Here is a 24,958-nt window from a genome sequence, read left to right on the forward strand (position 1 = left end):
TCCCGCGCCGCTGTTCTGTTCTTCTGCCCGCTTTACTTCTGCCGGCTGGCCAGCTCCCTGCGGATGGCCTTGGCCAGGATCTCCTGGCCCTCCGGCGTGCGGAGGGTGTCCAGCACCGCCGTCCGCAATGCCTCCTGGAACTTCTTGCTGGTGAGGAAGGCGTCAAACATGGTGCCGCCCTCCCCGCCGGAGGACGCCGCCGCCACCGGCTTCACCGCCCGCTTGGTGGCCGGCACCGGGGCGGGCTCGTCCAGGAACGCCCCGTCCATCCAGTCGGACATCTGGGTGGTGTCGTTGGTCTCCCCCCGGAGATAGAAGAGGGACACGCCGAAATAGGACGCCAGCTTGCTCTGCTGGTCCTGGGTGGGGGTCTGGCGGCCCGTCTCGAACTTCTCGATGGCCGTGCGGGGCAGGCCCAGGGCGGCGGCCAGGGCAGGCCGGCTCAAACCCCTGGCGGTCCGCAGCTCCTCGATGCGCTGTGCCAAAGTTACCATAGAAGATACGCCTCCTTGTCGGTCTCCTATTGTACCCGCTCCCCGCCGGTCTGTCAATGCGGCGGGGCTTTTCTTTTGGCAGCGGCTGTGGTATGATAGCGTCTCAGAGAAGGAGTTGATCCCATGGAACAGGAGCACAAGCGCCGCCCCCGGTACAGGGGCACTCACCCCCGCACGTTTCAGGAGAAGTACAAGGAGCATGACCCGGAGAAGTACCGCTCCGATGTAGAGAAGATCATCGCAAGCGGCAAGACCCCGGCGGGAATGCACATTCCCATCCTGGTGGACGAGATTTTGGACGTCCTCCAGATCCGGCCGGGCCAGGTGGGCTACGACGCCACCCTGGGCTACGGCGGCCACACCGGTCACATGCTGGAGCGGCTCCAGGGCCGGGGGCATCTGTACGCCACGGACGTGGACCCCATCGAGATGGAAAAGACCCGCTCCCGGTTGGCGGCAGCGGGCTACGGGCCGGAGATCCTCACCATCCAGCACCGGAACTTCGCCGATGTGGACCAGGTGGCCCCCGGCGTCCTCTTCGACTTCGTGCTGGCGGACCTGGGGGTGTCCTCCATGCAGATCGACGACCCGGCCCGGGGCTTCACCTTCAAGCAGGACGGCCCCCTGGACCTGCGGCTGGATCCCTCCTCCGGCGTCACGGCGGCGGAGCGGCTGCGGCAGCTGGACCAGGAGGAGCTGGAGAACCTGCTGGCGGAGAATTCCGACGAGCCCTACGCGGACCGCATCGCCCGGGCCGTCTGCCAGGTGTTCCGCCGGGGCGGCACCGTGGACACCACCCGCCAGCTCTACGCCCTCATCGAGGGTGCCCTCTCCTTCCTCCCCGCCGCCGAGCGGAAAGAGGCGGTGAAGAAGTCCTGCCAGCGGACCTTCCAGGCGCTGCGGATCGACGTGAACAGCGAGTTCGAGGTGCTGTACACCTTTCTGGACAAGCTGCCCCATATGCTCAAGCCCGGCGGGCGGGCGGCCATCCTCACCTTCCACTCCGGGGAGGACCGGCTGGTGAAGCAGGCCTTCCGCCAGCAGTACCGGGACGGGCTTTACAGCGACATCGCCCGGGAGGTCATCCGTCCCTCTCCCGAGGAGTGCCGCCGAAACCCCCGGGCCCACTCCACCAAGCTGCGGTGGGCCGTCCGGACGGAGTGAAGATCTTCATAGATAGAAGGAGTTGACAGCCATGCTGCGGGACGAGACCATCCGGCGGGTGCTGAAGTTCCGGGACGACCGGGACTGGCGGCAGTTCCACACGCCGAAGGACCTGGCCATCTCCCTCACCCTGGAGGCGGCGGAGCTGCTGGAGGTGTTCCAGTGGAGCGGCGCGGACCTGGAGTGCCGGGACAAGCTGGAGCGCATCCGGGAGGAGCTGGCGGACGTGATGAGCTGCTGCGTCCTGATGGCCGACGTGTGCGGCCTGGATCTGGACGAGATCCTGAACGCCAAGGTGGACAAAAACGCGGCCAAATACCCGGTGGAAAAGGCCCGGGGCAGCGCCGCCAAATACACGGAGCTGATCTGATTATTTTCCGGACCCGCCCGCCCCGCACGGTGCCGTGCGGGGCAAATTTTTTCGCCGGGAACGCTTTTCTCCGGAACGCACAAATTTTCTCTCCGAATTTTGGAAGACGCTATGGTAAATGCAACTTTCAATCCCATATCTAGTGTGGTATGATAGCAATACTCACTAGATATATTGTATTTGAGATCGATTCTACAAGAGAGGCGGAGAGTCCATGAAAGTCATGAAGCGGAACGGCACGGAGGTCATCTTCGACATCACGAAGATCATCGCCGCCATCACCAAGGCCAACAACACCATCGAGGAGGACGCCCGGATGACCCCGGTGCAGATCCAGCGGATCGCGGAGTCCGTGGAGCTCAGCTGCCAGAAGATGAACCGCTCCCCCTCCGTGGAAGAGATCCAGGATCTGGTGGAATCCCAGATCATGGCTCATGGCGCCTATGAGGTGGCAAAAAATTACATCACCTACCGCTATGTCCGCTCTCTGGTCCGCAAGAGCAACACCACCGATGAGAAGATCCTCAGCCTCATCGAGTGCTGCAACGAGGAGGCCAAGCAGGAGAACTCCAACAAGAACCCGGTGGTGAACTCCACCCAGCGGGACTACATGGCCGGCGAGGTCTCCCGGGATCTCAGCGAGCGGCTGCTGCTGCCCGCCGACATCGTGGAGGCCCACCGGGAGGGCATCATCCACTTCCACGACTCCGACTACTACGCCCAGCACATGCACAACTGCGACCTGGTGAATCTGGAGGACATGCTGCAGAACGGCACCGTCATCACGGACACCCTGATCGAGCGGCCCCACAGCTTCTCCACCGCCTGCAACATCGCCACTCAGATCATCGCCCAGGTGGCCTCCAACCAGTACGGCGGCCAGTCCATCTCCCTGGCCCACCTGGCCCCCTTTGTGGACGTGAGCCGGAAGAAGATCCGCCGGCTGGTGGAGCAGGAGATGGAGACCCTGGGCATCCAGCCCTCTCAGGAGAAGATCGAGGAGCTGGTGGAGACCCGCCTGCGGGACGAGGTCCGCCGGGGCGTCCAGACCATCCAGTACCAGGTGCTGACCCTGCTGACCACCAACGGCCAGGCCCCCTTCGTGACGGTGTTCATGTACCTGGGCGAGGCCAAGAACGAGCAGGAGAAGAAGGACCTGGCCCTCATCATCGAGGAGACGCTGGAGCAGCGTTACCAGGGCGTGAAGAACGAGAAGGGCGTGTGGATTACCCCTGCCTTCCCCAAGCTGATCTACGTGCTGGAGGAGGACAACATCCACGAAGACTCCCCCTACTGGTACCTGACCAAGCTGGCCGCCAAGTGCACCGCCCGCCGGATGGTGCCGGACTACATCTCCGCCAAGAAGATGCTGGAGCTGAAGGGCGACGTGTACACCTGCATGGGCTGCCGCTCCTTCCTGACGCCGGACCGCTTCACGGACGCCGGCATCGGCAACATCGCCAACGCCGGCAACTACGAGCCCGGCAAGCACAAGTACTACGGCCGCTTCAACCAGGGCGTGGTGACCATCAACCTCCCCGACGTGGCCCTGTCCTCCGGCGGTGATCTGGACAAGTTCTGGAAGATCTTCGACGAGCGGCTGGAGTTGTGCCACCGGGCCCTCATGTGCCGCCACAACCGGCTGAAGGGCACCCTCTCCGACGTGGCCCCCATCCTGTGGCAGTACGGCGCCTGCGCCCGACTGAAGAAGGGCGAGACCATCGACGAGCTGCTCTACCACGGCTACTCCACCATCTCCCTGGGCTACGCCGGCCTCTATGAGTGCGTGAAGTACATGACCGGCAAGAGCCACACGGACCCCTCCGCCACCCCCTTCGCCCTGCAGGTGATGCAGCACATGAACGACGCCTGCAGGAAGTGGAAGGAGGAGAGCGACATCGACTTCTCCCTGTACGGCACGCCGCTGGAGTCCACCACCTACAAGTTCGCCAAGAGCCTCCAGCGCCGGTTCGGCGTCATCGAGGGCGTCACCGACAAGAGCTATATCACCAACAGCTACCACGTCCACGTGACGGAGGACATCAACGCCTTCGACAAGCTGAAGTTCGAGGCCCAGTTCCAGGCCCTGTCTCCCGGCGGCGCCATCAGCTACGTGGAGGTGCCGGATATGCAGAACAACCTGGAGGCGGTGCTGCAGGTGATGAAGTTCATCTACGACAACATCATCTACGCGGAGCTGAACACCAAGTCCGACTACTGCCAGGTGTGCGGCTGGGACGGTGAGATCCAGATCGTGGAGGAGAACGGCAAGCTGATCTGGAAGTGCCCCCAGTGCGGCAACACGGACCAGGACAAGATGAACGTGGCCCGCCGGACCTGCGGCTACATCGGGACCCAGTTCTGGAACCAGGGCCGGACCCAGGAGATCCGGGACCGGGTGCTGCATCTGTAAATGCTCTAGGGGGGACTGCGTCCCCCCTAGATACGCAAGGGCCGCGCCGCTGCGCGGCACGGCCCTTGCGATACCCCCCCTCGCCCGCTCACGGAGCGGGCGGATTTCCCCCGAAAGGCGTTGCCTTTCGGGGGAAGGGATGCGGCCTGCCGCGCGCACTCGCTGCGCTCGCGCACTTGCAGGCCGAGAGGAGTTTTTGCCGAGGCACATGTCCTCGGCAAAAACGATCGGATTTTATTACGTGTCTGCGGACACGTAATTGGGAGGGCCACGATGTACTACGGCGAGATCAAAAACTGCGACATTGCCAACGGCGAGGGGGTGCGGGTCACCCTGTTCGTCTCCGGCTGCACCAATCACTGCAAGAACTGCTTCCAGCCCCAGACCTGGGACTTCTGCTACGGCCAGCCCTTTACCGCCGAGACGGAGGACTATCTGCTCTCCCTGCTCTCCCCCGGCTACATCAACGGCCTGACGCTGCTGGGCGGCGAGCCCTTCGAGCCGGAGAACCAGCGGGCGCTGCTCCCCTTCCTCCGCCGGGTGCGGCAGACGTATCCGGACAAGACCATCTGGGGCTTTTCCGGCTTCACTTACGAGGAACTGACCACCGACGGCACCCATCCCCGGTGCGAGGCGACGGACGAGATGCTCTCTCTGCTGGACGTGCTGGTGGACGGCCGGTTCGTGGAGGAGCTGAAGGACCTGACCCTCCGGTTCCGGGGCAGTTCCAACCAGCGGCTCATCGACCTGAACGCCAGCCGGGCGGCGGGGCATCTCTGCTTCCTGCCGGACCGGTCCCGAAGCCGGGTCTGAAATGCGCAAAATGTCCCGCCGGCAGAGCCGGCGGGACCCTTTCTTTTTGCCGCAGAGATCTCCCGTCAAATTCGCAGGAGAGGCAGCAGACAAATTTGTGTACATTTCTTATTGACATTCCCTAGTTCGCTAACTAAAATAATGCTCTGTTGAGTAGGAAAGAGGTGTTCCCATGCAGCATGAACGGTATGTGGGCTTTGAGATCAAAGCCCTGTCCAATCTTCTGCGGCGGCGGTTGATGAGCACGGCAGAGCATCCCCAGGGGATGCTGACAGAGATCGAAGGCGTTCTGATCGGCTATCTCTGCCACAATAAGAAGCAGGAGATCTATCAGAAGGATCTGGAACAGATCTTCTGCATCCGCAGCTCCACGGCCTCCCGCCTGCTGAAGCGGCTGGAGGACGAGGGGCTGATCCTGCGGTCCATGGGCGAAAAGGACGCCCGGATGAAGCGCATCACCGCGACTGCGCGGGCTCAGGCGCTGAATGACGAGGCAGAGCGGCGCATCGCCGCCACGGAGGCGGTCCTCACCCGGGGGCTCTCCCCGGAGGAGATCGACCAGTTCCTCGCCACCGCTGAGAAGCTCAAGCGCAATCTGCTGCGGGAACCTGCCGCCCGGGGATCGGAGGATCCCGTCGGCGGACTGGAATGACACAAGGAGGTATGCATATGAAGAAAAAGCGCAGCCTGGCCAGCTGTATTCAGGAGTTCTGGCCAGCGACGATCCTGACGCCCATCTTCGTCATCGGCGAAGTGGCGTTTGACGTTTTGATCCCCCTGATGACCGGCCGCCTGCTGGACGAGGGCGTCCGGGCAGGCAGCATGGACCATATCATCCGCTACGGTCTCACCGTGGTGGGGATGGCCGTTCTGGCGCTGATCTGCGGCGGCCTGTCCGGCCGATTCGGCGCCAAGGCATCCACGGGCTTTGCCCGGAACCTGCGGCGGGAGATGTATCAGAACGTTCAGAAGTTTTCCTTCTCCAACATCGATAAGTTTTCCACCAGCGGCATCATCACCCGCCTGACCACCGACGTGACCAACGTGATGATGGCCTTTATGATGATCATCCGCATCGCGGTCCGGTCCCCCATCATGCTGATCTGCGCCTGGGTGCTCACCCTGCGCATCAACCCCCGGCTGGCGCTGATTTTCCTGGTGATCATCCCCATCCTGGGCGTGGGTCTGGTGCTCATCATGACCAAGGCCCACCCCATCTTCGAGCGGGTCTTCAAGCGGTACGACCACCTGAACAACGTGGTGCAGGAAAATCTGCTGGGCATCCGGGTGGTGAAGTCCTTCGTCCGGGAGGACCACGAGGAGGAGAAGTTCAAGGGCGTCTCTCAGGAGATCTACATGGACTTCTCCAAGGCGGAGCGCATCCTGGCCTTCAACATGCCCCTGATGCAGATCTGCGTGTACGCCTGCATGATCGCCGTGTCCTGGATCGGCGCCAACCTGATCGTGGGCGGCAGCATGACCACCGGCCAGCTGACCAGCATGTTCAGCTATATCATGATGATGCTGATGAGCCTGATGATGCTCTCCATGGTGCTGACCATGATCATCATGGCCCGGGCCTCTGCGGAGCGGATCACCGAGATCCTCAATGAGGAGAGCGACCTGAAGAACAAGGCCCACCCCATCCAGGAGGTCCAGGACGGCTCCGTGGTATTCGAGAACGTCAGCTTCTCCTATGCCAAGGACCCCAGCAAGGAGTGCCTGAAAAACGTGAATCTCACCGTAAAGTCCGGCGAGACCGTGGGCATCCTGGGCGGCACCGGCACCTCCAAGACCACCCTGGTCCAGCTGATCCCCCGGCTGTACGATGCCACCGAGGGCCGCGTCCTGGTGGGCGGCGTGGATGTCCGGGACTACGACATGGACGCCCTGCGGGACCAGGTGGCCATGGTGCTGCAGAAGAACGTGCTGTTCTCCGGCACCATCAAGGACAATCTCCGCTGGGGCAAGAAGGACGCCACGGACGAGGAGATGATCCGGGTGTGCAGGCTGGCCCAGGCGGACCCCTTCATCCAGGAGTTCCCCGACAAGTATGACACCTATATCGAACAGGGCGGCTCCAACGTCTCCGGCGGCCAGAAGCAGCGGCTGTGCATCGCCCGCGCCCTGCTGAAGCATCCCAAGATCCTGATCCTGGATGACTCCACCTCCGCCGTAGACACCAAGACCGATGCCCTGATCCGCAAGGCATTCCTGGAGGAGATCCCGGACACCACCAAGTTCATCATCGCCCAGCGGGTGTCCTCCATCGAGGATGCCGACAAGATCCTGGTGATGGACGGCGGCGCCATCGTGGCCATGGGCACCCACGAGGAGCTGCTGAAAACGTGTGACATTTACCGTGAGACCTATGAGTCCCAGGTGAAAGGAGGCAGCGACGATGAGCAGTAAGCAGATCAACAGCGGAAACAGAGTCCCCGGCCAGCGCCGCCACATCATTGGCCGGCTGATGGGCTATATCAAGCGGGAGTACAAGGTCCGCTTCATGCTGGTCATCCTCTGCATCCTGGTCAGCGCCATCGCCAATGTGGCGGGCTCGCTGTTCCTGGGCAGTCTGATCGATGACTATATCACCCCCCTGCTGAGCGCGGCGGACCCGGACTTCTCCGGCCTGGTGCGGGCCCTGGTGATGATGGGCTGCCTGTTCCTGGTGGGCGCCCTGTGTGCGTACGCCTACAACCGGAACATGATCGTGGTCTCCCAGGGCGTTCAGAAAACCATCCGGGACGACCTGTTCAGCCACATGCAGACCCTGCCCATCAAGTACTTTGACACCCACGCCCACGGCGACGTGATGAGCGTCTACACCAACGACGTGGATACCCTGCGCCAGATGTTCTCCCAGAGCATCCCCCAGGTCATCAACTCCTCCATGACCATTCTGGTCACCTTCCTGGGCATGCTGTTCACCAACGCCCTGCTGACCGTGGTGGTGCTGGTGTGCGTCTTCTTCGCCCTGCTGGTGACCCGGTTCCTGGCGGGCCGCAGCAGCCGCTACTTCCTCCGCCAGCAGGGCACCCTGGGCGCCCTGAACGGCTATATCGAGGAGATGATCAACGGCCAGAAGGTGGTCAAGGTCTTCTGCCATGAGCAGGAGGCCCAGGACGGCTTCGACCGCGTCAACGACGACATGTTCCACAGCGCCGACAAGGCCCACACCTATGCCAGCATCCTGATGCCCATTATGGTGAACATCGGCAACGTGCAGTATGTGATCGTGGCCATGGTGGGCGGCGCCCTGGCCCTCAGCGGCGTGGACACCACCATCACCCTGGGCGTCATCGCCTCCTTCCTGCAGCTGTCCAAGAGCTTCTCCAACCCCATCAACCAGATCTCCCAGCAGTTCAACTCCATCATCATGGCCCTGGCCGGCGCGGCCCGGATCTTCGCCCTGATGGATGAAAAGCCGGAGGAGGATCACGGTACGGTGACGCTGGTGAACGTGGCCTATGACAAGGACGGCCACCAGCTGGAGGAGTCCGAGAAGCGCACCAACCTCTGGGCCTGGAAGGTCCCCCACAACACCGGCATCACCATGGTGCCCGTGCGCAAGGACGAGGACGGCACCATCACCGAGCTGAAGGAGGCCGCGGGCCCCGACCAGCTGTGGGCCTGGAAGTATCCGTCGGAGAAGGACGGCACGGTCCTCTACCGGCCCATCCTGGGCCCCGTGCGGAACGTGGAGGGCGAGGACTACTACCTCATCAAGCTCTCCGGCGACGTGCGGTTCGACCATGTGGACTTCGCCTATGAGGAGGGCAAGACCATCCTCCACGACATCTCCCTCTTCGCCAAGCCCGGCCAGAAGCTGGCCTTCGTGGGCGCCACCGGCGCCGGCAAGACCACCATCACCAACCTGATCAACCGGTTCTACGACATCGCCGACGGCAAGATCCGCTACGACGGCATCTCCATCAACAACATCCGCAAGCCGGACCTGCGGCGGTCCCTGGGCATCGTGCTGCAGGACACCAATCTCTTCACCGGCACCGTCCGGGAGAACATCCGCTACGGCAACCTGGACGCCACGGACGAAGAGGTGGAGGCAGCGGCCCAGCTGGCCAACGCCGACGACTTCATCCGCCGCCTGCCCCAGGGGTATGACACCATGCTCACCGGCAACGGCGCCAACCTGTCCCAGGGCCAGCGGCAGCTGCTGGCCATCGCCCGGGCGGCCGTGGCCGACCCGCCGGTGATGATCCTGGACGAGGCCACCAGCTCCATCGACACCCGGACCGAGGCCATCGTCCAGCAGGGCATGGACTCCCTAATGTACGGCCGGACGGTGTTCGTCATCGCCCACCGGCTCTCCACCGTCCGCAACTCCAACGCCATCATGGTGCTGGACCACGGCCGGATCGTGGAGCGGGGCGACCACGAGGATCTGATCCGCCAGCACGGCCTGTACTATCAGCTGTACACCGGCGCCTTCGAGCTGGAATAAATTCAACTCAAAAACCCACCGGAGCATCTGCTCCGGTGGGTTTTTCACGTTCCTGATGCATTTACGGGTCCAGCATCTCCCGGACCAGCGCCTGGAAGGCCCGGCCCCGGGCCTTGGGGTCCGGCTCCTCCAGCGCCTCCGCCCGGGCCATGATGTGCCGCAGGGTCTCCAGGTCCTGCTGAAGGAACAGCTCACAGAGATACCGCTTCATCCGGCCGTTGTTGTACCGCTCCAGGGCCGCGGTCAGCAGGTCCGCCTTCTCCTCATATTCCGCCAGCCAGGCGGGCAGTCCCGCGGCCGCCACGGCCCGGCAGGTCCGCTCCTTGACGTGTCCTGTGTTCAGGTCCCGGAAGTCCCCCATCTTCCCCAGTTTGGGGCAGGGGAAGTCCCCGCACTGCCCGCAGTGGTCCAAGCCCTTCTCCCGGATGCAGCGGTGGACCTTGCAGGGCTCGGTGTAGTACCCGTCACAGGAGCAGCCGGGGCACCGGCTGTCCCCCGCCGTCCGGTAGCGGGTACACAGGGCGCAGGGCATCCCGCAGTATCCATAGGCGTAACGGCTCATGGGCGCTCCTCCTCGTCTGTGCTGTCTTTCGCGTGCTCCACCTCTTGGTCGATCAGCGCCAGGGCGATCTGAAAGGCCCGGATGCGCCGCACCGTCAGGGTGTGGGCGGAGGACCCCGGCCGCAGCTTTTCCAGGGCCTTCTCGCACTTACTCAATGTGGAGGCGATGGACCGCCGGGCCTCCGCCAGCTCTTCCGGTGTGTACGTCATCGCTTGCTCTCTGCGAAGTCCCAGGCCTCCCGCAGCCAGCCCATCAGCTCTTCATCGATCTGACCCGCCTCCGTCACCAGGATGTGGTGGGTCCAGCGGCCGGGATAGGGCTCCGAAGCCGCCGCTACCCGGGGCGAATCCAGCCGGTACGAAAGGCCCACCGTCACCACCAGGCAGATCTTCGGCCAGTCCTTCCGCCGCCGCACCGGCAGGGAGGCCGCGGCGAACAGGTGCCGGCCGTAGAAGCTGATCTGGGTCTTCTGCACCCGGACGCTCCCCTCTGGGAACGCCTCCTCCACGGCGCGGAACAGCGCCTCATACAGCGCCAGCTCTTCCGGGTGCCCGTCAAAGAAGAACAGCACGTCCGCCGCGTAGTGTTCTGGTGTGCGCACAGTCCTCGCTCCCCTCTCTCATGTCCGGGACTGCTCTGTCTCCGCCTGCGGATCCGCTGTCTGGACGTCCTCCGCCGTCAGGCGCATCAGGTCCTCCCTGGATACTGTGTCCATGGCCGCCAGGCGGCCCGCCTGCCGGACCAGGATCTGCTCGAACAGGTTCCGCACGCCCCGGGCGTTGCCGAAGGAGACAGCATCCCCCATCCGCTGCGCCAGCAGGGCCCGCAGGGGCTCCTCCGCCGCCGGATCCAGGGTGTAGCACCCCTTTTTGCACTGCATCCGGAAGATGTCCAGCAGCTCCTCCTCCGTGTAGTCCGCAAAGTGCAGAAAACGGTTGAACCGGGACTCCAGCCCGGGATTGGAGTGGATGAACCGCTCCATCAGTCCGTCATAGCCCGCCACGATCACCACCAGGTCGTCCCGGTGGTCCTCCATGGCCTTCAGCAGCGTGTCGATGGCCTCCTGGCCGAAGTCGTTGGCCCCGCCGCCGTTCAGGGCATAGGCCTCGTCGATGAACAGCACGCCCCCCAGGGCGGAATCGATGACCTTCCGGGTCTTGATGGCGGTCTGGCCCACATAGCCCGCCACCAGGCCGCTGCGGTCCACCTCCACCAGCTGCCCCTTGGAAAGGATGTCCAGGCTGTGATAGATCCGGGCCATCAGCCGGGCAATGGTGGTCTTTCCGGTGCCGGGATTGCCGGTGAACACCATGTGGAGGCTCATGTCCGCAGTGGGCAGGCCGTGTTTCCGGCGCAGCTGCTCCACCGTGGCCAGATTGATGAGGTCCCGCACCTCCCCCTTCACCGCGGTGAGGCCCACATAGCTCTCCAGCTCCTTCTGCAGATCCTCGATCTTCTCCTTCGGGGGGACCTGAGCGGCAGTCTCCTGCTTCTCCTCTGCCGTCTCCGGGGTCTTTTCCGCCCCTCCGCCGGAGGCGCCGCGCTTTCCCTCCGGCGCGGAGGACTTCTGGTCCGGCTTCTCCGGCGGGGCGGGCTCCCGCTTCTCCGGCGCCGGTGTGCCCCAGAAATCCGTGCCCATGCGGCTGAGGTTGTGCTCCGTCATGGAGCGGATCACCTCCAGCTGCCGCAGGATGATCTCATCCTTTTTGCTCTTGTCCATCTGCTCACGCTCCCCACAGCTTCGTATGCGCCAGTGCCCGGAACAGGCAGGCGGCGATCAGTCCCGTCAGCGCCCCCGTGAACAGGGACACCCCCAGCAGCACCGGCAGGTAGTACAGCGGCGCCGTGCTGCCCAGCGTCAGCACCGCCGCCGCCACCTGTCCGCAGTTGTGGGCCGCCGCCCCGCCCACGGACACGCCGTAGACGGAGAGCCCCTTCAGCCGGGACAGGCCGATCATCACCGCCATGGCGGTCACGCCTCCCAGGACCGAAAAGATCAGGGCGTTCATGTTCCCCGCGAACACCGCACCCAGCAGGCACCGGGCCATCAGGATCAGCAGCGCCTGCCCCGGCCCCAGGGCGTACAGGGCGAACAGCGTCACGATATTGGCCAGCCCCAGCTTGATCCCCGGAATGGGGATGGCCAGGGACAGGGGGAAGAAATTCTCCAGATAGCTGAGCGCCAGCGCCATGGCCGTCAGTACCGCACACAGCGTCAGCTGTCTCGTCGTCAGTTTCATGGCGCCTCCTTATCCGATCACCAGGTCCACGCCGCTGTCCGCCGCCGGGCCGCCCTCCAGCTGGATGACGATCCGGGCCGGCAGGCACACGATGCTCTGGCCGCCGCGGGTGATCTTTCCGGTGTGGACGCAGTCCTGGGTGGGGCAGTCGGATGCCGTCACCTGTGCGGAGCCGGGGCCGAAGGTCACCCGGAGCGTGCAGCCGTTGGCCGTGTAGGTCCGCTCCTCCGGCTCTGTCAGGTCCGCCAGCACCACCTGGTCCACCGTCTCGCCGTCCGCAGACACCACGGCCGTCAGCGGGCCGCTCTGTCCGCCCCCGGTCCAGACCAGCGCGGCGCAGGCCACCGCCAGCACCAGCACGACGGCCGCGGCCAGGCCGTCCCAGCCGTTGGGCCGCAGCTTAGGAGATGACTTCATACGCATACCCCGCCGTCTCGTCCGGCTGGAACCGGTCCGCGATGCCGTCCGTCACCAGCAGCCGGCCGTCCTCCGTCACCAAGATCAGATCAAAATCGTAGACGCCGCTGCGCCAGAAGTCCAGGGCCCGCTCCTCCCCCATGACGAACAGGGCGGTGGAGAGGGCGTCGCACATGGTGCCGTTGCCCACGGTCCCGTCCGCCACCACGGTGACGGAGGTGAGCCCGCTCTCCGCCGGATGGCCGGTGGCCGGGTCGATGATGTGGTGATAGGTCTTCCCGTTCTCTTCAAAATACCGCTGATAGCCGCCGGAGGTGACGGCGAATCCGTCCCCCATCCGCAAAATGCCGGTGTAGGCCTCCGCCTCGCCTGCCCGGGCGGGATCCTGAACGCCGATCCGCCAGGGCTCTCCCTTCAGATTCCCGCCGCAGACCCAGGTGTTGCCGCCCAGGTCCACGATGCCGTGGGTGATCCCGTGTTCCTGATAGATCGCCGCCACGGCGTCGCTGGCATAGCCCTTGGCGATGGCGCCCAGGTCGATCTGGGTCCCCTGGTCCAGGGACACCGCCGACGCGCCGTCCAGATGGACGTGCTCCGACCCCACGTGGGCCAGCAGCCCCGCCAGCTCCTCCTGCGCGGGCACCCGGTAGGCGTCCTCCGTAAACCCCCAGGCGGAGGACACCGGCGCCAGCGTGATGTCAAAGGCGCCGTCTGTGGCCTGGCTGAAGGCCAGCGCCCGGGCGATCAGGTCATAGAGCTCCGCGCCGACTTCCACAGAGGTGCCCGCCTCCGCGCGGTTCAGCTGAGACACCGCGCTGTCCTCCCGGGTGCGGGACAGCTCTTCATCCAGTCGGTAGATCTCGTCCTCCGCCGCGGCGAGGGCCTCTGCCGTCTCACCGCCGGTGGCCTGCAGCCCCATCACCGTGTCCATGGCAAATACCTGCGCCGTCTGCATCTCCTGTGCCGCAGCACCGCCGCAGGCAGTCAGGCTCCCCGCCAGCAGCAGCGCCGCCAGCAGCGCGCCAAAACGTCTCATACGCAAATTCCTCTTGTCGTCAGTATTTTTCAGAAAAAATCCCATAATAGAGAGTATATCACGCCGTCCGGCATATCTCAACCGGCAATCCTGGATCCTGCTGGAAAAAAGGGAAAACCCTGGTCAGTTCCCCTTGCAAAAAGGGGAATTATCTGCTATACTATCACAGTATGCCGACGGTGGAGCCTGTTCTTCCGCGGTCATTTTCGATTTAAATACCCTGGAGGTTATTCTAATATGTCGAAAAATCCTGTCAGCAAATCCAAGCCGGTCAAGCGCAATGAGCCCATGCGCAACGCCCTGAAGTTCTTCGTGGCCGGCTGCGTGGCGGAGATCTATCTGCTGGTGATCCGCCGCTTCTATGTAAACGGCACGGTGGAGCAGCTCCTGGCCTGTGATGCGGCCCTGCCCTATCTGATGGGTGTCGGTGCGGCGGTGGCCGTGGTGGGGCTTGTGCTGGCCATTCTCTGGCGCCAGGCCGCCGGCCGCCGCTGGATCGGCTGGTCTGTATTCGCCGCGGGCGTATTCCTGGGCGGCTCCGCTCTGTTTATCAAGATGTTTTACGACTCTGCCCTCACGCTGCTGTGCGTGGTGGTCCCCGTTGCCATGCTGCTGGGCATTCTCTGGAACCTGTATGACCGGGAGTGCGCCTGGTCCCTGACGATCCTGGGCACGTCCCTGATCGCCCTCTGGGTCTGCCGCCGGGTGCTGAACAGCATCTATCTGGGCACTTATGTGCGGATCCTGGCTGTGGTCTATATCGTTCTGCTGCTGGTGGCCGCTTTTCTGGCCAACAAGGCGGACAAAAACGGCGGCAGGCTGGGCAAGCTCCAGGTGCTGACTGCCGGAGCCGATCCCCTACCCGTCTATCTGGCCTGCGGGCTGTCCGTCGCGGCGCTGGCTGTGGCCCTGTTCAGCAGCACCATCGCCTATTACGCCATGTGGGCGCTGGCCATCGTGGTCTTTGCCCTGGCGGTGTACTACACGGTCAAGCAGCTCTAAAGCGTTCTGCAAGCGCGCCCCTTCGGGAATGTCCCGAAGGGGCGTTTTTGTTTCCTGACAGCAAGAGGCGGCCTGAACACACAGGCCGCCTCTGCTCGTTCACTTATAATAGACGCCCAAAAACGACTCGTGGGGCTCTGTGAAGTCCCCCAGCCGGATCTCCATGCCGATCTCAAAGGCCCGGTCCCAGGGGAAGCTGTAATCCTCCAGCGCCACGCCGCCCCAGCCCCGCTCGGCATACTCCTCAGCGGGGGGCAGCGCGGAGATGAAATTGCTCCGCTCCAGGTTTTCGATCACCGGGGCCGCGGCCTCCGCCATGCCGGTCTCCAGCCGGTCCAGGACGGCCTCCCGGTCGATGTCCGGTGTCCAGAAGTTGTCCGCATTACCCTGGAGGTCGTTCCGGACGAAGTTCAAAATGTCGTTGCGCACGATGTTCTTGTAGCAGAAGTCCTTGAGGATGCTGTCCGCCACTGTCCGGATAAAGGCCCGTTCCGCAGCCTCCGTCTGCTCCCCGTTCTGGAGGAAGGCGTACCGGGCCACACCGTGGCTCAGGGCCGTGCCGGTAACGATGGCCATGTCCAAAAATCCGGCGTAGCTGATGAGCCAGCCCAGCTCCGCCCGCTCCGTCAGCGCCTCGTGGAAGGCGGTGCCGTAGGTGCCGTTTCCGGCGTCGATGAGGATCGTGGGCAGGCCCGCTTCCCGGTTGTCGTTCAGGCACCGGATCAGGCTGTCGAAATACGCCTGCTGTACCGCGGGGTCTGCCGGCTGGGTCAGCACCAGCACCTGCAGCTCTTCCGCCCCGGGCTCCGCCGCCGTCAGGCCGAAGAAGTCGAAGTGCTCCGCCATGATGACCTCCAGCGGCTGGTAGTCATAGGCGCAGGCGGGCTGGTCCTCCGTCCCGCCGAAGTACTGGACGGACACCGCCGCCCCGTCCCAGCCGCTCTCCTCCAGATACAGCTTCGTCACCGCCTTGAAGGCCAGGTCGTCCACGCCGGAGAGCAGGGCGTCCCCCTCCCGCAGCTGCGCCCGGAGATAGGCGATCTCGTTTTTCTGGATGCTGTCCTCCTCCGAGGAGTCGTCGATGCCCACCAGCACCCGGAACTGGCCCTCCGCCGTTCCCTCCAGGCAGCGGAACATCTCGTCGCTGAGCCGCAGCTTCCGCTCCCGGGCGGCCAGATAGTCCGCCACGGCCCCCTCCGGCAGAGGCTCCTCCGCCTCCACCGGGACCGGTGTGCCGTCCGCCCCCAGAGCGTAGTCCGCCACGATGTTTTCAATGGTCAGGTCCGCCCCCTCCAGGTGGGGCCGCGGGGCCATGCCGTAGGACCGCAGGGCATTGTACTCATTGAGACCGAAGCCGCCATATCCGGTGGTGGCCGCCAGCCGCATCACCGTGTCCAGCAGCCAGACCCGGTTGTCCGCATCCGCCGCCAGCAGATCGATCACCGCCGTCAGCAGCTCTGTCTCCGTCAGCGTCTCGCCGGTGGAGAGCGTCACCGGGTTCTCGCCGGTCATGGCCCGGGAGCTCACCAGCCCGCCGGAGAGCAGCTGATCCACAGACAGGATGTACCGGTCGCACCCGGCGGCCTCCTGGGCCGCCACCCACTCGTACAGCGCTCCCCGGTCCCCGTACTGGGTCCCGTTCTCATTCAGGGGCTGTCCGTCCAGCCGGGTGCGGTACAGGTCCCGCTCCGGCATGGCCAGCTCATAGCCCAGGGACTCTGCCAGATACACCACCCGCTCCGCGTTGTCCGGCCGGTCGTCCAGGGGAACATAGGCGATCACCGGCGCGTCCGCCCGGGCCACCTCCTGCTCCAGCGGCTCCGTCCGCACCGGTCCGCACCCTGCCAGAAGTGCGCAGGCCAGTGCCGCCGCCAGCATCCGTTTCCTCATGGCATGCCCTCCATTCCAAAAGAGCGGAGCCTCCGGCTCCGCTCCATCCGTTCTGCCCCATCCCGCGCTCCGGGAAAAGGGGCCAGGGGAAAACCTTCCCTCATCCTGCCCCAGGAAAAGGGGCTAGGGGAAAACCAGGGGTCTTCCCCAGTTGATCTGCCTCCGGCAGATCAAGGATCTCAATCATTTTCGGCAGGACATGCGCCTGCCGAAAATACTTTGACCTGTGCGCCCTGGGCGCACACACCAGTCCGCAGACTGGTGGTGGGGGAGGTCGAGGGGAAAGCGGTGAAGCGCCGCCAGCGGCGGATGAAGCGAACCGCTTTCGAGGCAGCGGCGCGATTGGCGGCCCGAATAGGGCCGGGAATCGCAATGCCGCAACGGTGCAAGCCCGCTCCCCCTCGAGGTTGCATCACAGCCCGAACGCCCCCAGGTCCAGTCCGCCGGTGGCCTGCTCGATGCCCTTGTCCATGGCCTCGCCGGCCTGGCGCAGAGCCTCGTTGACGGCGGACACCACCAGGTCCTGGAGCATCTCCACATCCTCAGGGTCCACAGCCTCCGGCTTGATGGTCACGGCCAGCACTTCCTTCTTGCCGTTGACCTTGGCCTCCACCACGCCGCCGCCCACGCTGGCGGTGAACTCCTGGTTCTCCACGGCCTCCTGTGCCGCGTTCACCTGCTCCTGCATCTGCTGGATGCGGGCCTGCATCTCCGCCTGGCGCTGTGCGCCGGTCATCTTCATGCTGCCGTTGGTAAATCCGCGGCGTGCACTGTATCCCATAACTGGTCTCTCCTTTGCTTTACTTGATCTCGATATTGTCGAACTGACTGCCGAACTTCAGCAGGTTCTGCAGATTTTCCCGGGGCGTGGCCCTGGGCGGCTCCCCCACCCGGAAGGCCAGACGCACCGGCACTCCGCCGCCGGCGGCCTCCTCGGCCAGGGCGTTCCGCACCCGGTCGTTGTCCAGCCGCCCCAGCGTGATGTCGTCCGGGGCGTAGACCGTCAGCAGGTCGCCCTCCAGCACACCGGTGCACATGTCCAGAAACACCCGGTACATGGGCGGCAGGCGGCCCTTGCAGCCCTCTGCCAGCGCCCGCCACCAGCTGCCGCCCGCGGCGGCCGGAGCGGGCTGCTCCGCGCTCTGTGCCGTGCCCGCAGCGGCCGGTGCCTTTGGCGCCGTGTCTGCGGCAGGCGGTGCCTCCGGCACGTCGAACACCCGCTCTCCCGGCTCTTCCGGCAGCGGGGGCTCCTCCGGCAGGGGCGGACGCTCCGCCTCCTCCGCCGGTGCCTCCCATGGAGGCGTGTCCCGGACCGGCGTCTTGGCCGGCGCGCTCTGCGGAGACGGCTTCGCCGCTCCGGCGCTCCCGGCCGCGGCTGCCCGCAGCACCTGTCCCCGCTGGACGCCATCCTCCAGCCGCTGGATCCGGGCCTCCAGCGCCGTCAGGTCGCCGGAGAGGGACTCGTCACACAGCCGCAGGAGGCACAGCTCCGCATCCGTGCGGCGGTTGGAACTGTAATAGAGGTCCGCCGACGCCTTCTGCAGCGTGGTGGCCAGATAGATCAGCCGGGAGGCGGAGATGTCCTTCCCCAGCCTGTCCAGGGTGCTGCTGTCGTATCCGCCGGAGAGCAGCGCCGCGCCGCCCTCGGGCGCCGTCCGCCGCAGCAGCAGGTCCCGCACCAGCGTGCTGAGCTCCCCCAGCACGGCGCCCACATCCTTTCCGCCCTGGTACAGCTGGTCCAGCTGCAGCAGGGCCCCCTTGGCGTCCCGGCCCAGGATCCGCTCCATCAGCTGGGCGGTCTGGAGATTTCCCGCCAGTCCCAGCGCCTCCAGCACGGCCCGGCTGTCCACGGTGCCGCCCACGGCGGCGCACTGGTCCAGCAGGCTCAGTCCGTCCCGCAGGGCGCCGTCCGCCAGGCGGCTCAGCAGCTCCGCGCCGTCCGCCGTCAGGCCGATGCCCTCCTGCTCCGCCACATACAGCAGCCGCGCCGCAATGTCCTGGGGCCTGATGCGCTTGAAGGAGAACCGCTGGCACCGGGAGAGGATGGTGGCGGGCACCTTGTGGAGCTCCGTGGTCGCCAGAATGAACATCAGGTGCTCCGGCGGCTCCTCCAGGATCTTCAGCAGGGCGTTGAAGGCCGGTGTGGAGAGCATGTGGACCTCGTCCACGATATAGACCCGCTTCTTCACATTGGCGGGAGAGTAGATGGCCTCGTCCCGCAGGGCCCGGACCTGGTCCACGCCGTTGTTGGAGGCGGCGTCCAGCTCCAGCACATCCAGAAAGCTGCCGTTTTCGATGCCCACGCAGGAGGGGCACTGGCAGCAGGGATCGCCGTCCACCGGATGCTCGCAGTTGACGGCCTTGGCCAGGATCTTGGCGCAGGTGGTCTTGCCGGTGCCCCGGGTGCCGGTGAAGAGGTACGCGTGGGAGGTGCGGCCCTCCGCCACCTGCCTGCGCAGCGTCTGCGTGATGTGGGACTGGCCGATGACGTCAGAGAACGTCTTGGGCCGCCATTTCCGATACAGCGCCTGGTACAAAAGGCCACCTCCCCAAAAAGCATCCTCCGTATGCAGCTGCGGAACCGGCGCCCTCGCGGCACATGGAACATCCCGCTGAATGCTGCTCGGTTCCCCGCCTGACATGGTTCACGGGCATCCATTGCGCGAGACCGGCTCCGCAGCTGCATGCGGAGGAGGTTAGCTTATTTATTTTACTATATCATCTGCAAATTGGCAACAAAAAATTTTCATCTTTCTGAAAAAAACAGTCTTTACAATGGAGGAAATTATGGTATAATAGCATTTGCCGTTGCAAAATGAGTTTGGGCTCGTAGCTCAGCTGGGAGCGCAAAGGGTTCGGTTTTCTGCCACATCTATTAATTTCATATTGCTTTATTCTTCTGTTCCGCTTTTGGAACTGTTGATTTGGGCCTATAGCTCAGCTGGGAGAGCGTACGGTTCGCATCCGTAAGGTCGTCGGTTCGATCCCGATTAGGTCCACCACACTCGGGAGATCTCGTTTTGAGATCTCCCGAGTTTTTTCATGCTTTCAGGATGCACGATAGTACACACTCTTGTCCCCTTCCGGATGCAGGAAGTCGAAGAACTGTGTGACACTGATTTTGAATTCCACTTCGATTTCAAAGTTCCTCCCGATATTCACCCGCTCAATGAGCTGCCGCAGGATCATCTTCTTTCCCTCGATACTACTCCCCGCATACAGGTCGGCCCAGGACATAATCTTGTCATACTCCTTTTGGACGGCAACGGCAGAGCTCTTCAGATCAGCCGCTTTTTCCTTGGCCTGTTCCAATTCCTGTGCCAGCGCCGCCAGTTTGCTTCGGGTGTCCTCTATCATCTCGCCGAGGATGTCCGCTCCAAAACTGCCAGTCCCATTGATGGTCTTGATGATCTCTTTCTTGTAGCTCTCCAGTTCCCGTTCTGCGGCGGCGTGGAGTTTCTCCAGATTTGCTACTGAACTGTTTGCCAGTTGGAGTTCTTTCTCCCGCTGCTTTTGAATGAGCTGGCTCCTGGGTGCAGTCTTCATCCGCTCAAAGAGTTGGATGACGATCTTATCAATAATGCCGTCCAGTTTCTCACCGGAGTATCCGGTCTGACCATCACAGTCCTGAGGATGGCGGATCTTGTAGTGGCAGGCGTAGCGGATATGGGTTTCCCGTTTGGGCTCACCCTTGGCTCTTCTGCCGCTGCTGGTGGTCAGCACCAGTTTGGAACCACAGTGGGCGCAGTAGACCATCCCGGAGAGCAGCGCCTTCCCCTTGGAGTTAAAGGGCACTTCATTGTGGTGCATTGTCCTGGCCTCCATCAACTCCTGTGCCCGCTCATACAGATCCAGCGGAACAATTTGTAGCTCCGGAAAGATTTCTGAGCGTGTTTCCCCACTGCGCAGGATTCCCACATACATGATGTTCTTCAGCATTTTGATGATGGTGGTATTGGCGAAGTTGGTCCCCTTTCGATTGAGATAGCCGTTGTTATATAACCACCGGGACAACCGCTGTGCGCCGAACCCCTCATAGACATATTTTTCAAAGATGATGCGCACCACCGCAGCTTCATCCGGGTCAACCAGAATCTCGTTGACTTCGTGATTCTTTTTATTGAAGCGCCCCTGCTTTTCCAGGCGGTATCCATAGGGGACGATCCCGCCCCGGAACCTCCCCTCCTGCACGATTTGCGAAAGGCGTGTCTTTGTTCGGGCAGAGGTTTTGAGGCTCTCGCCGGAGGCCTGCCAGTAACGGATATAGTTCAGCAGTTTGTCGATATGATCATCCATCTTCTGCTGCCCTTCCATTGCGCTCCACACTTCGATTCCGTTGCGGATGAACCACTCTACTACGAAGGGCGTCTCATCGTCCCGCCGCCCCAGGCGGTCGAACATGAACAACAACAGGATGTCAAACTTCCGTTCCTCAGCGTCCTGGCGGATCTCTTGAATCGCGTCGCGGTCAGCGGCAGCCACCTTGAAACCCGAGACACCTTTTTCCGCAAATTCTTTGATGATCGTCCATCCCTGGCTTTCCGCAAATTCACGGCAGTATTGTTTCTGCATCGGGATATCATCTTTTTCTACCTGTCCTTTGGTAGAGACTCGATAGAGGCAGTATACTCGCTTGTTTTTTTCCATGATTGCACCTTGTCCTTTCTGGTATAGGACTGCGGTGCATATGGTTTGCTCAGATTAAATTGTCAAGGTTCATATGCACACACAGTATCCCACACCACTGGTAAAAAGTCTACTGAATCAAGCGGGCTTGTTCAGGTTTTCAAAGTCCTGTGCCATCAACAGCGTCTGCTCAATTTCAGACACTGTGTCAGGCTTTGTGATGGTGTTTTTGAAGCGGAGAGCAACAATCAGTCCGTCCACTTCCATCGTGATATATTCTGTCGGCTCAGAGTATCGGGGATGCTCCCGATCATACATTGCCTGCTGATAACTCATGTGATCATCCTCCTTTACATAGTCTGCTGCCAAGTCTGTTCTTCTTCGTGATCGTCCTCGGCGTGACCTTGGGCGATTTTCTTTTGTCGTTCTTTCCGGAGGGCCTTGCTGTCGGTGTGGTGGTGCGTAGTGGTAGCGTCCATCACAGGAGCAGGCCCCTGGCCGCGCTCCAGAGCGTGTCCAAGCTGGACCACACCACCCACAGCACCAGCCCAGTCAGCGCCAGGGCCGCCAGTCCCAACAGCAGACTGGTCCATGGAATGTCCGGCAGACTCAGTCTGGGCAGCCTGATATTGGGCAGAGAAAAACGCTTCTCGTTCCGCTTCCCAGCCTGTTCGCTCATCTGCTCCAGATGCTTCACCGCTTTCAGCAGCTCGTCCATCTGCGTCTGGGTCGGGAGCTGCGCCAGCAGTTCGCTGACTTTCTTGAGATAGCCAATCTGTCTCTCGGTGTGGTACCCCAGCGTGCAGAGGCTGCTCAGCAGTTCCTCCCACTCCGCTTTCGTAGGATGGTCTTCGGGAGGCGGTGTCAGCTCCTGCGCCGGAAGCTGCGGTGTGGCCTGTGCCATCTGCGCAGGTCGGTTCTTCTCCAACAGCTCGTCCATAGATAACTTCTTCTCTGATCCTGAATTCATATTCCATAGTCTCCTTCAAATATTTGTCCCCGAACAGCAGGCGGTCACGGCACTGCCAGCCGCTGGGTGTGGTGTAGGTGATGTTCCGCCGGGAGGTTTCCCAGCGTACCTTGTAGCCCTCGCTCTCCATCAGCGCAATGAACTCCTCACGGTTAGAGGCGTGGCGCATACAGTCGTTGATGATATTCATGAGCTGCAGCTTTTTGCTCTGGCCACGGGCTGCGGTATGATATTCACCAATCGTCATGGTTTTCGTTTTTTGCTTCCTGTCCGCAGGCCGGAACACAGGAAGAGAAAACTCCATACAGACTTGATCGTTGCGCTGCCGCAGTTCCTGGAGCCGCTCCTTTGCGATGTGCAGTTTCTTTCCCGTATCGAAGTTGACGGAGTTGATGAGAAAGTGGGAATGAATGTGTTCCCGGTCTGTGTGGGTACAGACCAGAACTTCATAGCCCTCATAGTACTCAGCCAGTTTCAGTGCCGCCGCATGAGCGGCGACCGGATCGACCGCTTCTCCTTTTGGAAAGCTCTGCACCATGTGGTAGAACAGCACACCGTCGGTTTTGTGATGCAGTCGCTTGGTGGTCATGAAGTCTGCGTAGACAGATTCCGGCTGGCAGTTGATGCCTGTGACCAACTTCCGCCCATCGAACTCAGTTTTCTTATCCTGCATGGTGTACCGCATCACGGCTCCCATGCATCCGGTGGTCTGTCCTCGCTTGTAGTTAGTGAAGCTGATGATCGCCATTTTTCACCACCGCTTTCGTTCCAGAATCAACCGGACAGTGGCGCAGAGTTCAGAGAATGCCTGGCGTACGCTGTCCAGATTGACTACCGTGACGCGTCCCATATGTGCCAGGGTGACGAGTTGATTCAGATTTCTGCCAATTGACTTCAGCTCCTTGAGCACTTCTTTCAGTCCATCGACGACCACAACCTGCTTTCCCAGACAGCAGGCTGTCACATAATCGCTCATGGACATCCCGGAGCGTTTTGCCAATTCCTTGATGGCCTCCCGGTCTGCGGATGCCATCCGGGTGCTGAACTTGATATCTTTTTTCATGTCGTTTCCTCCAAACCGCAGATAAAGTGGGTCCGGGCTTCTGCCCGGAAATTATGCGGAAGGCGGGCGGCGGCTGTGCCGGTGACCAGACAAACGCGATGCTGGCCACCTCCAAGGAGGTGATTCTCCCGCGCCGAACACCCTCACTCCTCCTTCGGCCACAAGCGGCCCAACACGGTGTTTCTTTTGCCTTGCGGGAGTTTACTCGCCGCGCCCGGAAACCGCCCGCAAATCGCCGCACAGCGCCCCGACAGGGTCGATAGGGACGATTTCTCCGGCACCCTCCAAATCGACACTATCGGCACGACGCAGCTCAATCACTCGCTTCCCGTTGCTGCGGCGAACCGTTGCCTGAATCCCATTTTTTCTTAGGGCCTCAACGCTTTGCAGGATCAGCCTTGAGATCTTTTTGGGCGTTACCCCTTCGATTCTGTCAGGGTCGATCTTTTCGGAGAGCTCCGTGGGAGTGCCGATAAATGTTGTCCTGCTGATCATAAATGCAGAGAGGAGAACAACGATTTGCCCCCCCAATAGCTCCGGCTGTGTCCGGCTGTCCGACACCAACTCCCACACATTGTCACCGCTGCGTTCCAACTCCAACTCCCGGTATTCGATGTCTCGGCCCACGCAGGTCAGTCTGGCCCTGCCGCTGCCCCGCTTTTCTTCCACCAGCGTGAATCTGGAATCCACTGCACCACTGATAGCGGTGGTCCCGGAAATCCGGTGGAACACATCTTCCGCCTTTTCCTTGCGCAGATGGTGGATGAGCAGGATGGCAATGCCGTGCTTGTCCGCCAGCCGCTTGAGCACAGACAGATCCCGGTAGTCATTGGCGTAGGTGGCGTCGTGGATCGGACGGACCATCTGCAGGGTATCGATGATGACCAGCACTGTGTCCGGGTGTGCGGCGATAAATGCGTCCACCTGTTCCTCCAACCCTTGGCCGATGAGGGCGCACTCCGTGCAGAAGTGGACGCTGCTTGGTGCGTCCTCGGTGATCTCAAACAGCCGGTTCTGGATACGGAGAACGGAATCCTCCAGACAGAGATAGAGCGTGGTACCCTGCTTGGTGGTCATGTTCCAGACCGGTTCTCCCTTGGCAACTGTCACCGCCAGCCATAGAGCAAGCCAGGACTTGCCCACTTTCGGAGAGCCCGCCAGGATGTGCAGGCCCTGAGAGATCAGGGTATCCACCACAAAATTGGGCGGCTCCAGTGGGCGATCCATCAGGGTTCTGCCGTCTACTGTGATGAGGGGATGGTTCATTTTGTTGTTCATGTTTGGTACCTCCATTTCAAGAATTTGAATACAAAAAGCTCCCACCTCAAAAGAAGTGGGAGTAGTATTCATTTTGATTTTGAAATAGTTTGTGGTAAAATACAGCAAACGGAGGTGAGCCAATGGCGACCTATCAGATCTACGAACTCTCTGCC

The 24,958-nt window shown here is 62.4% G+C and carries 24 protein-coding genes, 1 tRNA gene and 1 other RNA gene; 9 read left to right on the forward strand and 17 right to left on the reverse strand.

From position 1 onward, the window contains the following. Positions 1 to 32: 32 nt before the first annotated feature. Positions 33 to 494 carry a helix-turn-helix domain-containing protein gene (locus H9X91_RS02700; RefSeq protein ID WP_204802263.1) on the reverse strand — a complete coding sequence of 154 codons (462 nt, stop codon included), beginning with the start codon at positions 492 to 494 and terminating at the stop codon, positions 33 to 35. A 123-nt stretch (positions 495 to 617) separates the two neighbouring features. Between H9X91_RS02700 and rsmH the strand changes: the two genes are divergently transcribed. The 7 genes from rsmH to H9X91_RS02735 all read left to right on the forward strand — a co-directional run bounded on the left by rsmH (position 618) and on the right by H9X91_RS02735 (position 9,719). Next, the gene (gene rsmH, locus H9X91_RS02705; protein ID WP_204802265.1) at positions 618 to 1,658 is read left to right on the forward strand and encodes a 16S rRNA (cytosine(1402)-N(4))-methyltransferase RsmH; all 1,041 of its coding nucleotides are present in this window, start codon (positions 618 to 620) and stop codon (positions 1,656 to 1,658) included. Positions 1,659 to 1,689: 31 nt separating this feature from the next. Next, positions 1,690 to 2,028 carry a nucleotide pyrophosphohydrolase gene (locus tag H9X91_RS02710; RefSeq protein ID WP_338111918.1) on the forward strand — a complete coding sequence of 113 codons (339 nt, stop codon included), beginning with the start codon at positions 1,690 to 1,692 and terminating at the stop codon, positions 2,026 to 2,028. 214 nt (positions 2,029 to 2,242) lie between these two features. Continuing rightward, complete coding sequence (gene nrdD / locus H9X91_RS02715; protein ID WP_204802267.1) at positions 2,243 to 4,441, forward strand: anaerobic ribonucleoside-triphosphate reductase; 2,199 nt, start codon at positions 2,243 to 2,245, stop codon at positions 4,439 to 4,441. A gap of 273 nt (positions 4,442 to 4,714) precedes the next feature. Next, positions 4,715 to 5,254: an anaerobic ribonucleoside-triphosphate reductase activating protein gene (gene nrdG, locus H9X91_RS02720; protein ID WP_204802269.1), complete on the forward strand. Its 540-nt coding sequence runs from the start codon at positions 4,715 to 4,717 to the stop codon at positions 5,252 to 5,254. A 172-nt stretch (positions 5,255 to 5,426) separates the two neighbouring features. Next, the gene (locus tag H9X91_RS02725) at positions 5,427 to 5,906 is read left to right on the forward strand and encodes a MarR family winged helix-turn-helix transcriptional regulator (protein WP_204802271.1); all 480 of its coding nucleotides are present in this window, start codon (positions 5,427 to 5,429) and stop codon (positions 5,904 to 5,906) included. A gap of 17 nt (positions 5,907 to 5,923) precedes the next feature. Then, positions 5,924 to 7,666, forward strand: a complete 1,743-nt coding sequence (locus H9X91_RS02730) for an ABC transporter ATP-binding protein (RefSeq protein ID WP_204802273.1) — start codon at positions 5,924 to 5,926, stop codon at positions 7,664 to 7,666. Further along, positions 7,656 to 9,719 (forward strand): ABC transporter ATP-binding protein, encoded by a 2,064-nt coding sequence (locus H9X91_RS02735; RefSeq protein WP_204802275.1) that lies wholly within the window; start codon positions 7,656 to 7,658, stop codon positions 9,717 to 9,719. The genes H9X91_RS02730 and H9X91_RS02735 overlap by 11 nt, the downstream gene beginning before the upstream one ends. Positions 9,720 to 9,780: 61 nt before the next feature. Here H9X91_RS02735 and H9X91_RS02740 read toward each other — a convergent pair whose 3' ends face one another. From H9X91_RS02740 to H9X91_RS02770, 7 genes are read right to left on the reverse strand one after another with little or no spacing between them, the layout of a single operon-like run. Next, positions 9,781 to 10,281 (reverse strand): DUF3795 domain-containing protein, encoded by a 501-nt coding sequence (locus H9X91_RS02740; RefSeq protein WP_204802277.1) that lies wholly within the window; start codon positions 10,279 to 10,281, stop codon positions 9,781 to 9,783. Then, the gene (locus H9X91_RS02745) at positions 10,278 to 10,490 is read right to left on the reverse strand and encodes a hypothetical protein (protein WP_204802279.1); all 213 of its coding nucleotides are present in this window, start codon (positions 10,488 to 10,490) and stop codon (positions 10,278 to 10,280) included. The genes H9X91_RS02740 and H9X91_RS02745 overlap by 4 nt, the downstream gene beginning before the upstream one ends. Beyond that, on the reverse strand, positions 10,487 to 10,882 hold the full coding sequence (locus H9X91_RS02750; protein WP_204802281.1) for a DUF5655 domain-containing protein: 396 nt from the start codon (positions 10,880 to 10,882) through the stop codon (positions 10,487 to 10,489). Before H9X91_RS02750 ends, H9X91_RS02745 begins: the two co-directional genes overlap by 4 nt. Positions 10,883 to 10,900: 18 nt before the next feature. Next, positions 10,901 to 12,001, reverse strand: a complete 1,101-nt coding sequence (locus H9X91_RS02755) for an AAA family ATPase (RefSeq protein WP_204802283.1) — start codon at positions 11,999 to 12,001, stop codon at positions 10,901 to 10,903. A gap of 4 nt (positions 12,002 to 12,005) precedes the next feature. Beyond that, the gene (locus tag H9X91_RS02760; RefSeq protein WP_204802285.1) at positions 12,006 to 12,521 is read right to left on the reverse strand and encodes a Gx transporter family protein; all 516 of its coding nucleotides are present in this window, start codon (positions 12,519 to 12,521) and stop codon (positions 12,006 to 12,008) included. Positions 12,522 to 12,530: 9 nt separating this feature from the next. Then, positions 12,531 to 12,938, reverse strand: coding sequence for a NusG domain II-containing protein (locus H9X91_RS02765; RefSeq protein WP_204802287.1), 408 nt, complete (start codon positions 12,936 to 12,938; stop codon positions 12,531 to 12,533). Continuing rightward, the gene (locus H9X91_RS02770) at positions 12,922 to 13,974 is read right to left on the reverse strand and encodes an FAD:protein FMN transferase (protein ID WP_204802289.1); all 1,053 of its coding nucleotides are present in this window, start codon (positions 13,972 to 13,974) and stop codon (positions 12,922 to 12,924) included. Before H9X91_RS02770 ends, H9X91_RS02765 begins: the two co-directional genes overlap by 17 nt. A 237-nt stretch (positions 13,975 to 14,211) precedes the next feature. On the opposite strand from H9X91_RS02770, the gene H9X91_RS02775 reads away from it, so the two are divergent. Beyond that, positions 14,212 to 14,976, forward strand: coding sequence for a hypothetical protein (locus H9X91_RS02775; RefSeq protein WP_204802291.1), 765 nt, complete (start codon positions 14,212 to 14,214; stop codon positions 14,974 to 14,976). Between the two features lie 99 nt (positions 14,977 to 15,075). On the opposite strand, the gene H9X91_RS02780 is transcribed toward H9X91_RS02775, so the two are convergent. From H9X91_RS02780 to ffs, 4 genes are all read right to left on the reverse strand, one after another. Further along, positions 15,076 to 16,866 carry a DUF4127 family protein gene (locus H9X91_RS02780; protein WP_204802293.1) on the reverse strand — a complete coding sequence of 597 codons (1,791 nt, stop codon included), beginning with the start codon at positions 16,864 to 16,866 and terminating at the stop codon, positions 15,076 to 15,078. Between the two features lie 412 nt (positions 16,867 to 17,278). Continuing rightward, entirely contained in the window at positions 17,279 to 17,647 is a 369-nt protein-coding gene (locus H9X91_RS02785; RefSeq protein ID WP_204802295.1) for a YbaB/EbfC family nucleoid-associated protein, read from the reverse strand. A 19-nt stretch (positions 17,648 to 17,666) separates the two neighbouring features. Next, positions 17,667 to 19,403 carry a DNA polymerase III subunit gamma/tau gene (dnaX, locus tag H9X91_RS02790; RefSeq protein ID WP_204802296.1) on the reverse strand — a complete coding sequence of 579 codons (1,737 nt, stop codon included), beginning with the start codon at positions 19,401 to 19,403 and terminating at the stop codon, positions 17,667 to 17,669. A gap of 38 nt (positions 19,404 to 19,441) precedes the next feature. Continuing rightward, an RNA gene (ffs, locus tag H9X91_RS02795) (signal recognition particle sRNA small type) lies at positions 19,442 to 19,541 on the reverse strand. 251 nt (positions 19,542 to 19,792) lie between these two features. Here ffs and H9X91_RS02800 point away from each other — a divergent pair. Beyond that, positions 19,793 to 19,868: transfer RNA gene (locus H9X91_RS02800), tRNA-Ala, on the forward strand. A gap of 46 nt (positions 19,869 to 19,914) precedes the next feature. Here H9X91_RS02800 and H9X91_RS02805 read toward each other — a convergent pair. The 5 genes from H9X91_RS02805 to H9X91_RS02825 form a co-directional block, all read right to left on the reverse strand. Then, positions 19,915 to 21,513, reverse strand: a complete 1,599-nt coding sequence (locus tag H9X91_RS02805) for a recombinase family protein (RefSeq protein WP_204802298.1) — start codon at positions 21,511 to 21,513, stop codon at positions 19,915 to 19,917. A 117-nt stretch (positions 21,514 to 21,630) separates the two neighbouring features. Beyond that, on the reverse strand, positions 21,631 to 21,828 hold the full coding sequence (locus H9X91_RS02810) for a hypothetical protein (RefSeq protein ID WP_087181419.1): 198 nt from the start codon (positions 21,826 to 21,828) through the stop codon (positions 21,631 to 21,633). A 14-nt stretch (positions 21,829 to 21,842) separates the two neighbouring features. Further along, positions 21,843 to 23,210: a relaxase/mobilization nuclease domain-containing protein gene (locus H9X91_RS02815; RefSeq protein ID WP_204802300.1), complete on the reverse strand. Its 1,368-nt coding sequence runs from the start codon at positions 23,208 to 23,210 to the stop codon at positions 21,843 to 21,845. Between the two features lie 3 nt (positions 23,211 to 23,213). After that, positions 23,214 to 23,525, reverse strand: a complete 312-nt coding sequence (locus H9X91_RS02820; RefSeq protein WP_204802303.1) for a plasmid mobilization protein — start codon at positions 23,523 to 23,525, stop codon at positions 23,214 to 23,216. Positions 23,526 to 23,726: 201 nt separating this feature from the next. Further along, entirely contained in the window at positions 23,727 to 24,803 is a 1,077-nt protein-coding gene (locus tag H9X91_RS02825) for an AAA family ATPase (protein WP_204802305.1), read from the reverse strand. Positions 24,804 to 24,958 lie beyond the last annotated feature (155 nt).

Source organism: Oscillibacter valericigenes (assembly GCF_016902445.1).
GTDB classification, from domain to species: Bacteria; Bacillota; Clostridia; order Oscillospirales; family Oscillospiraceae; genus Oscillibacter; species Oscillibacter avistercoris.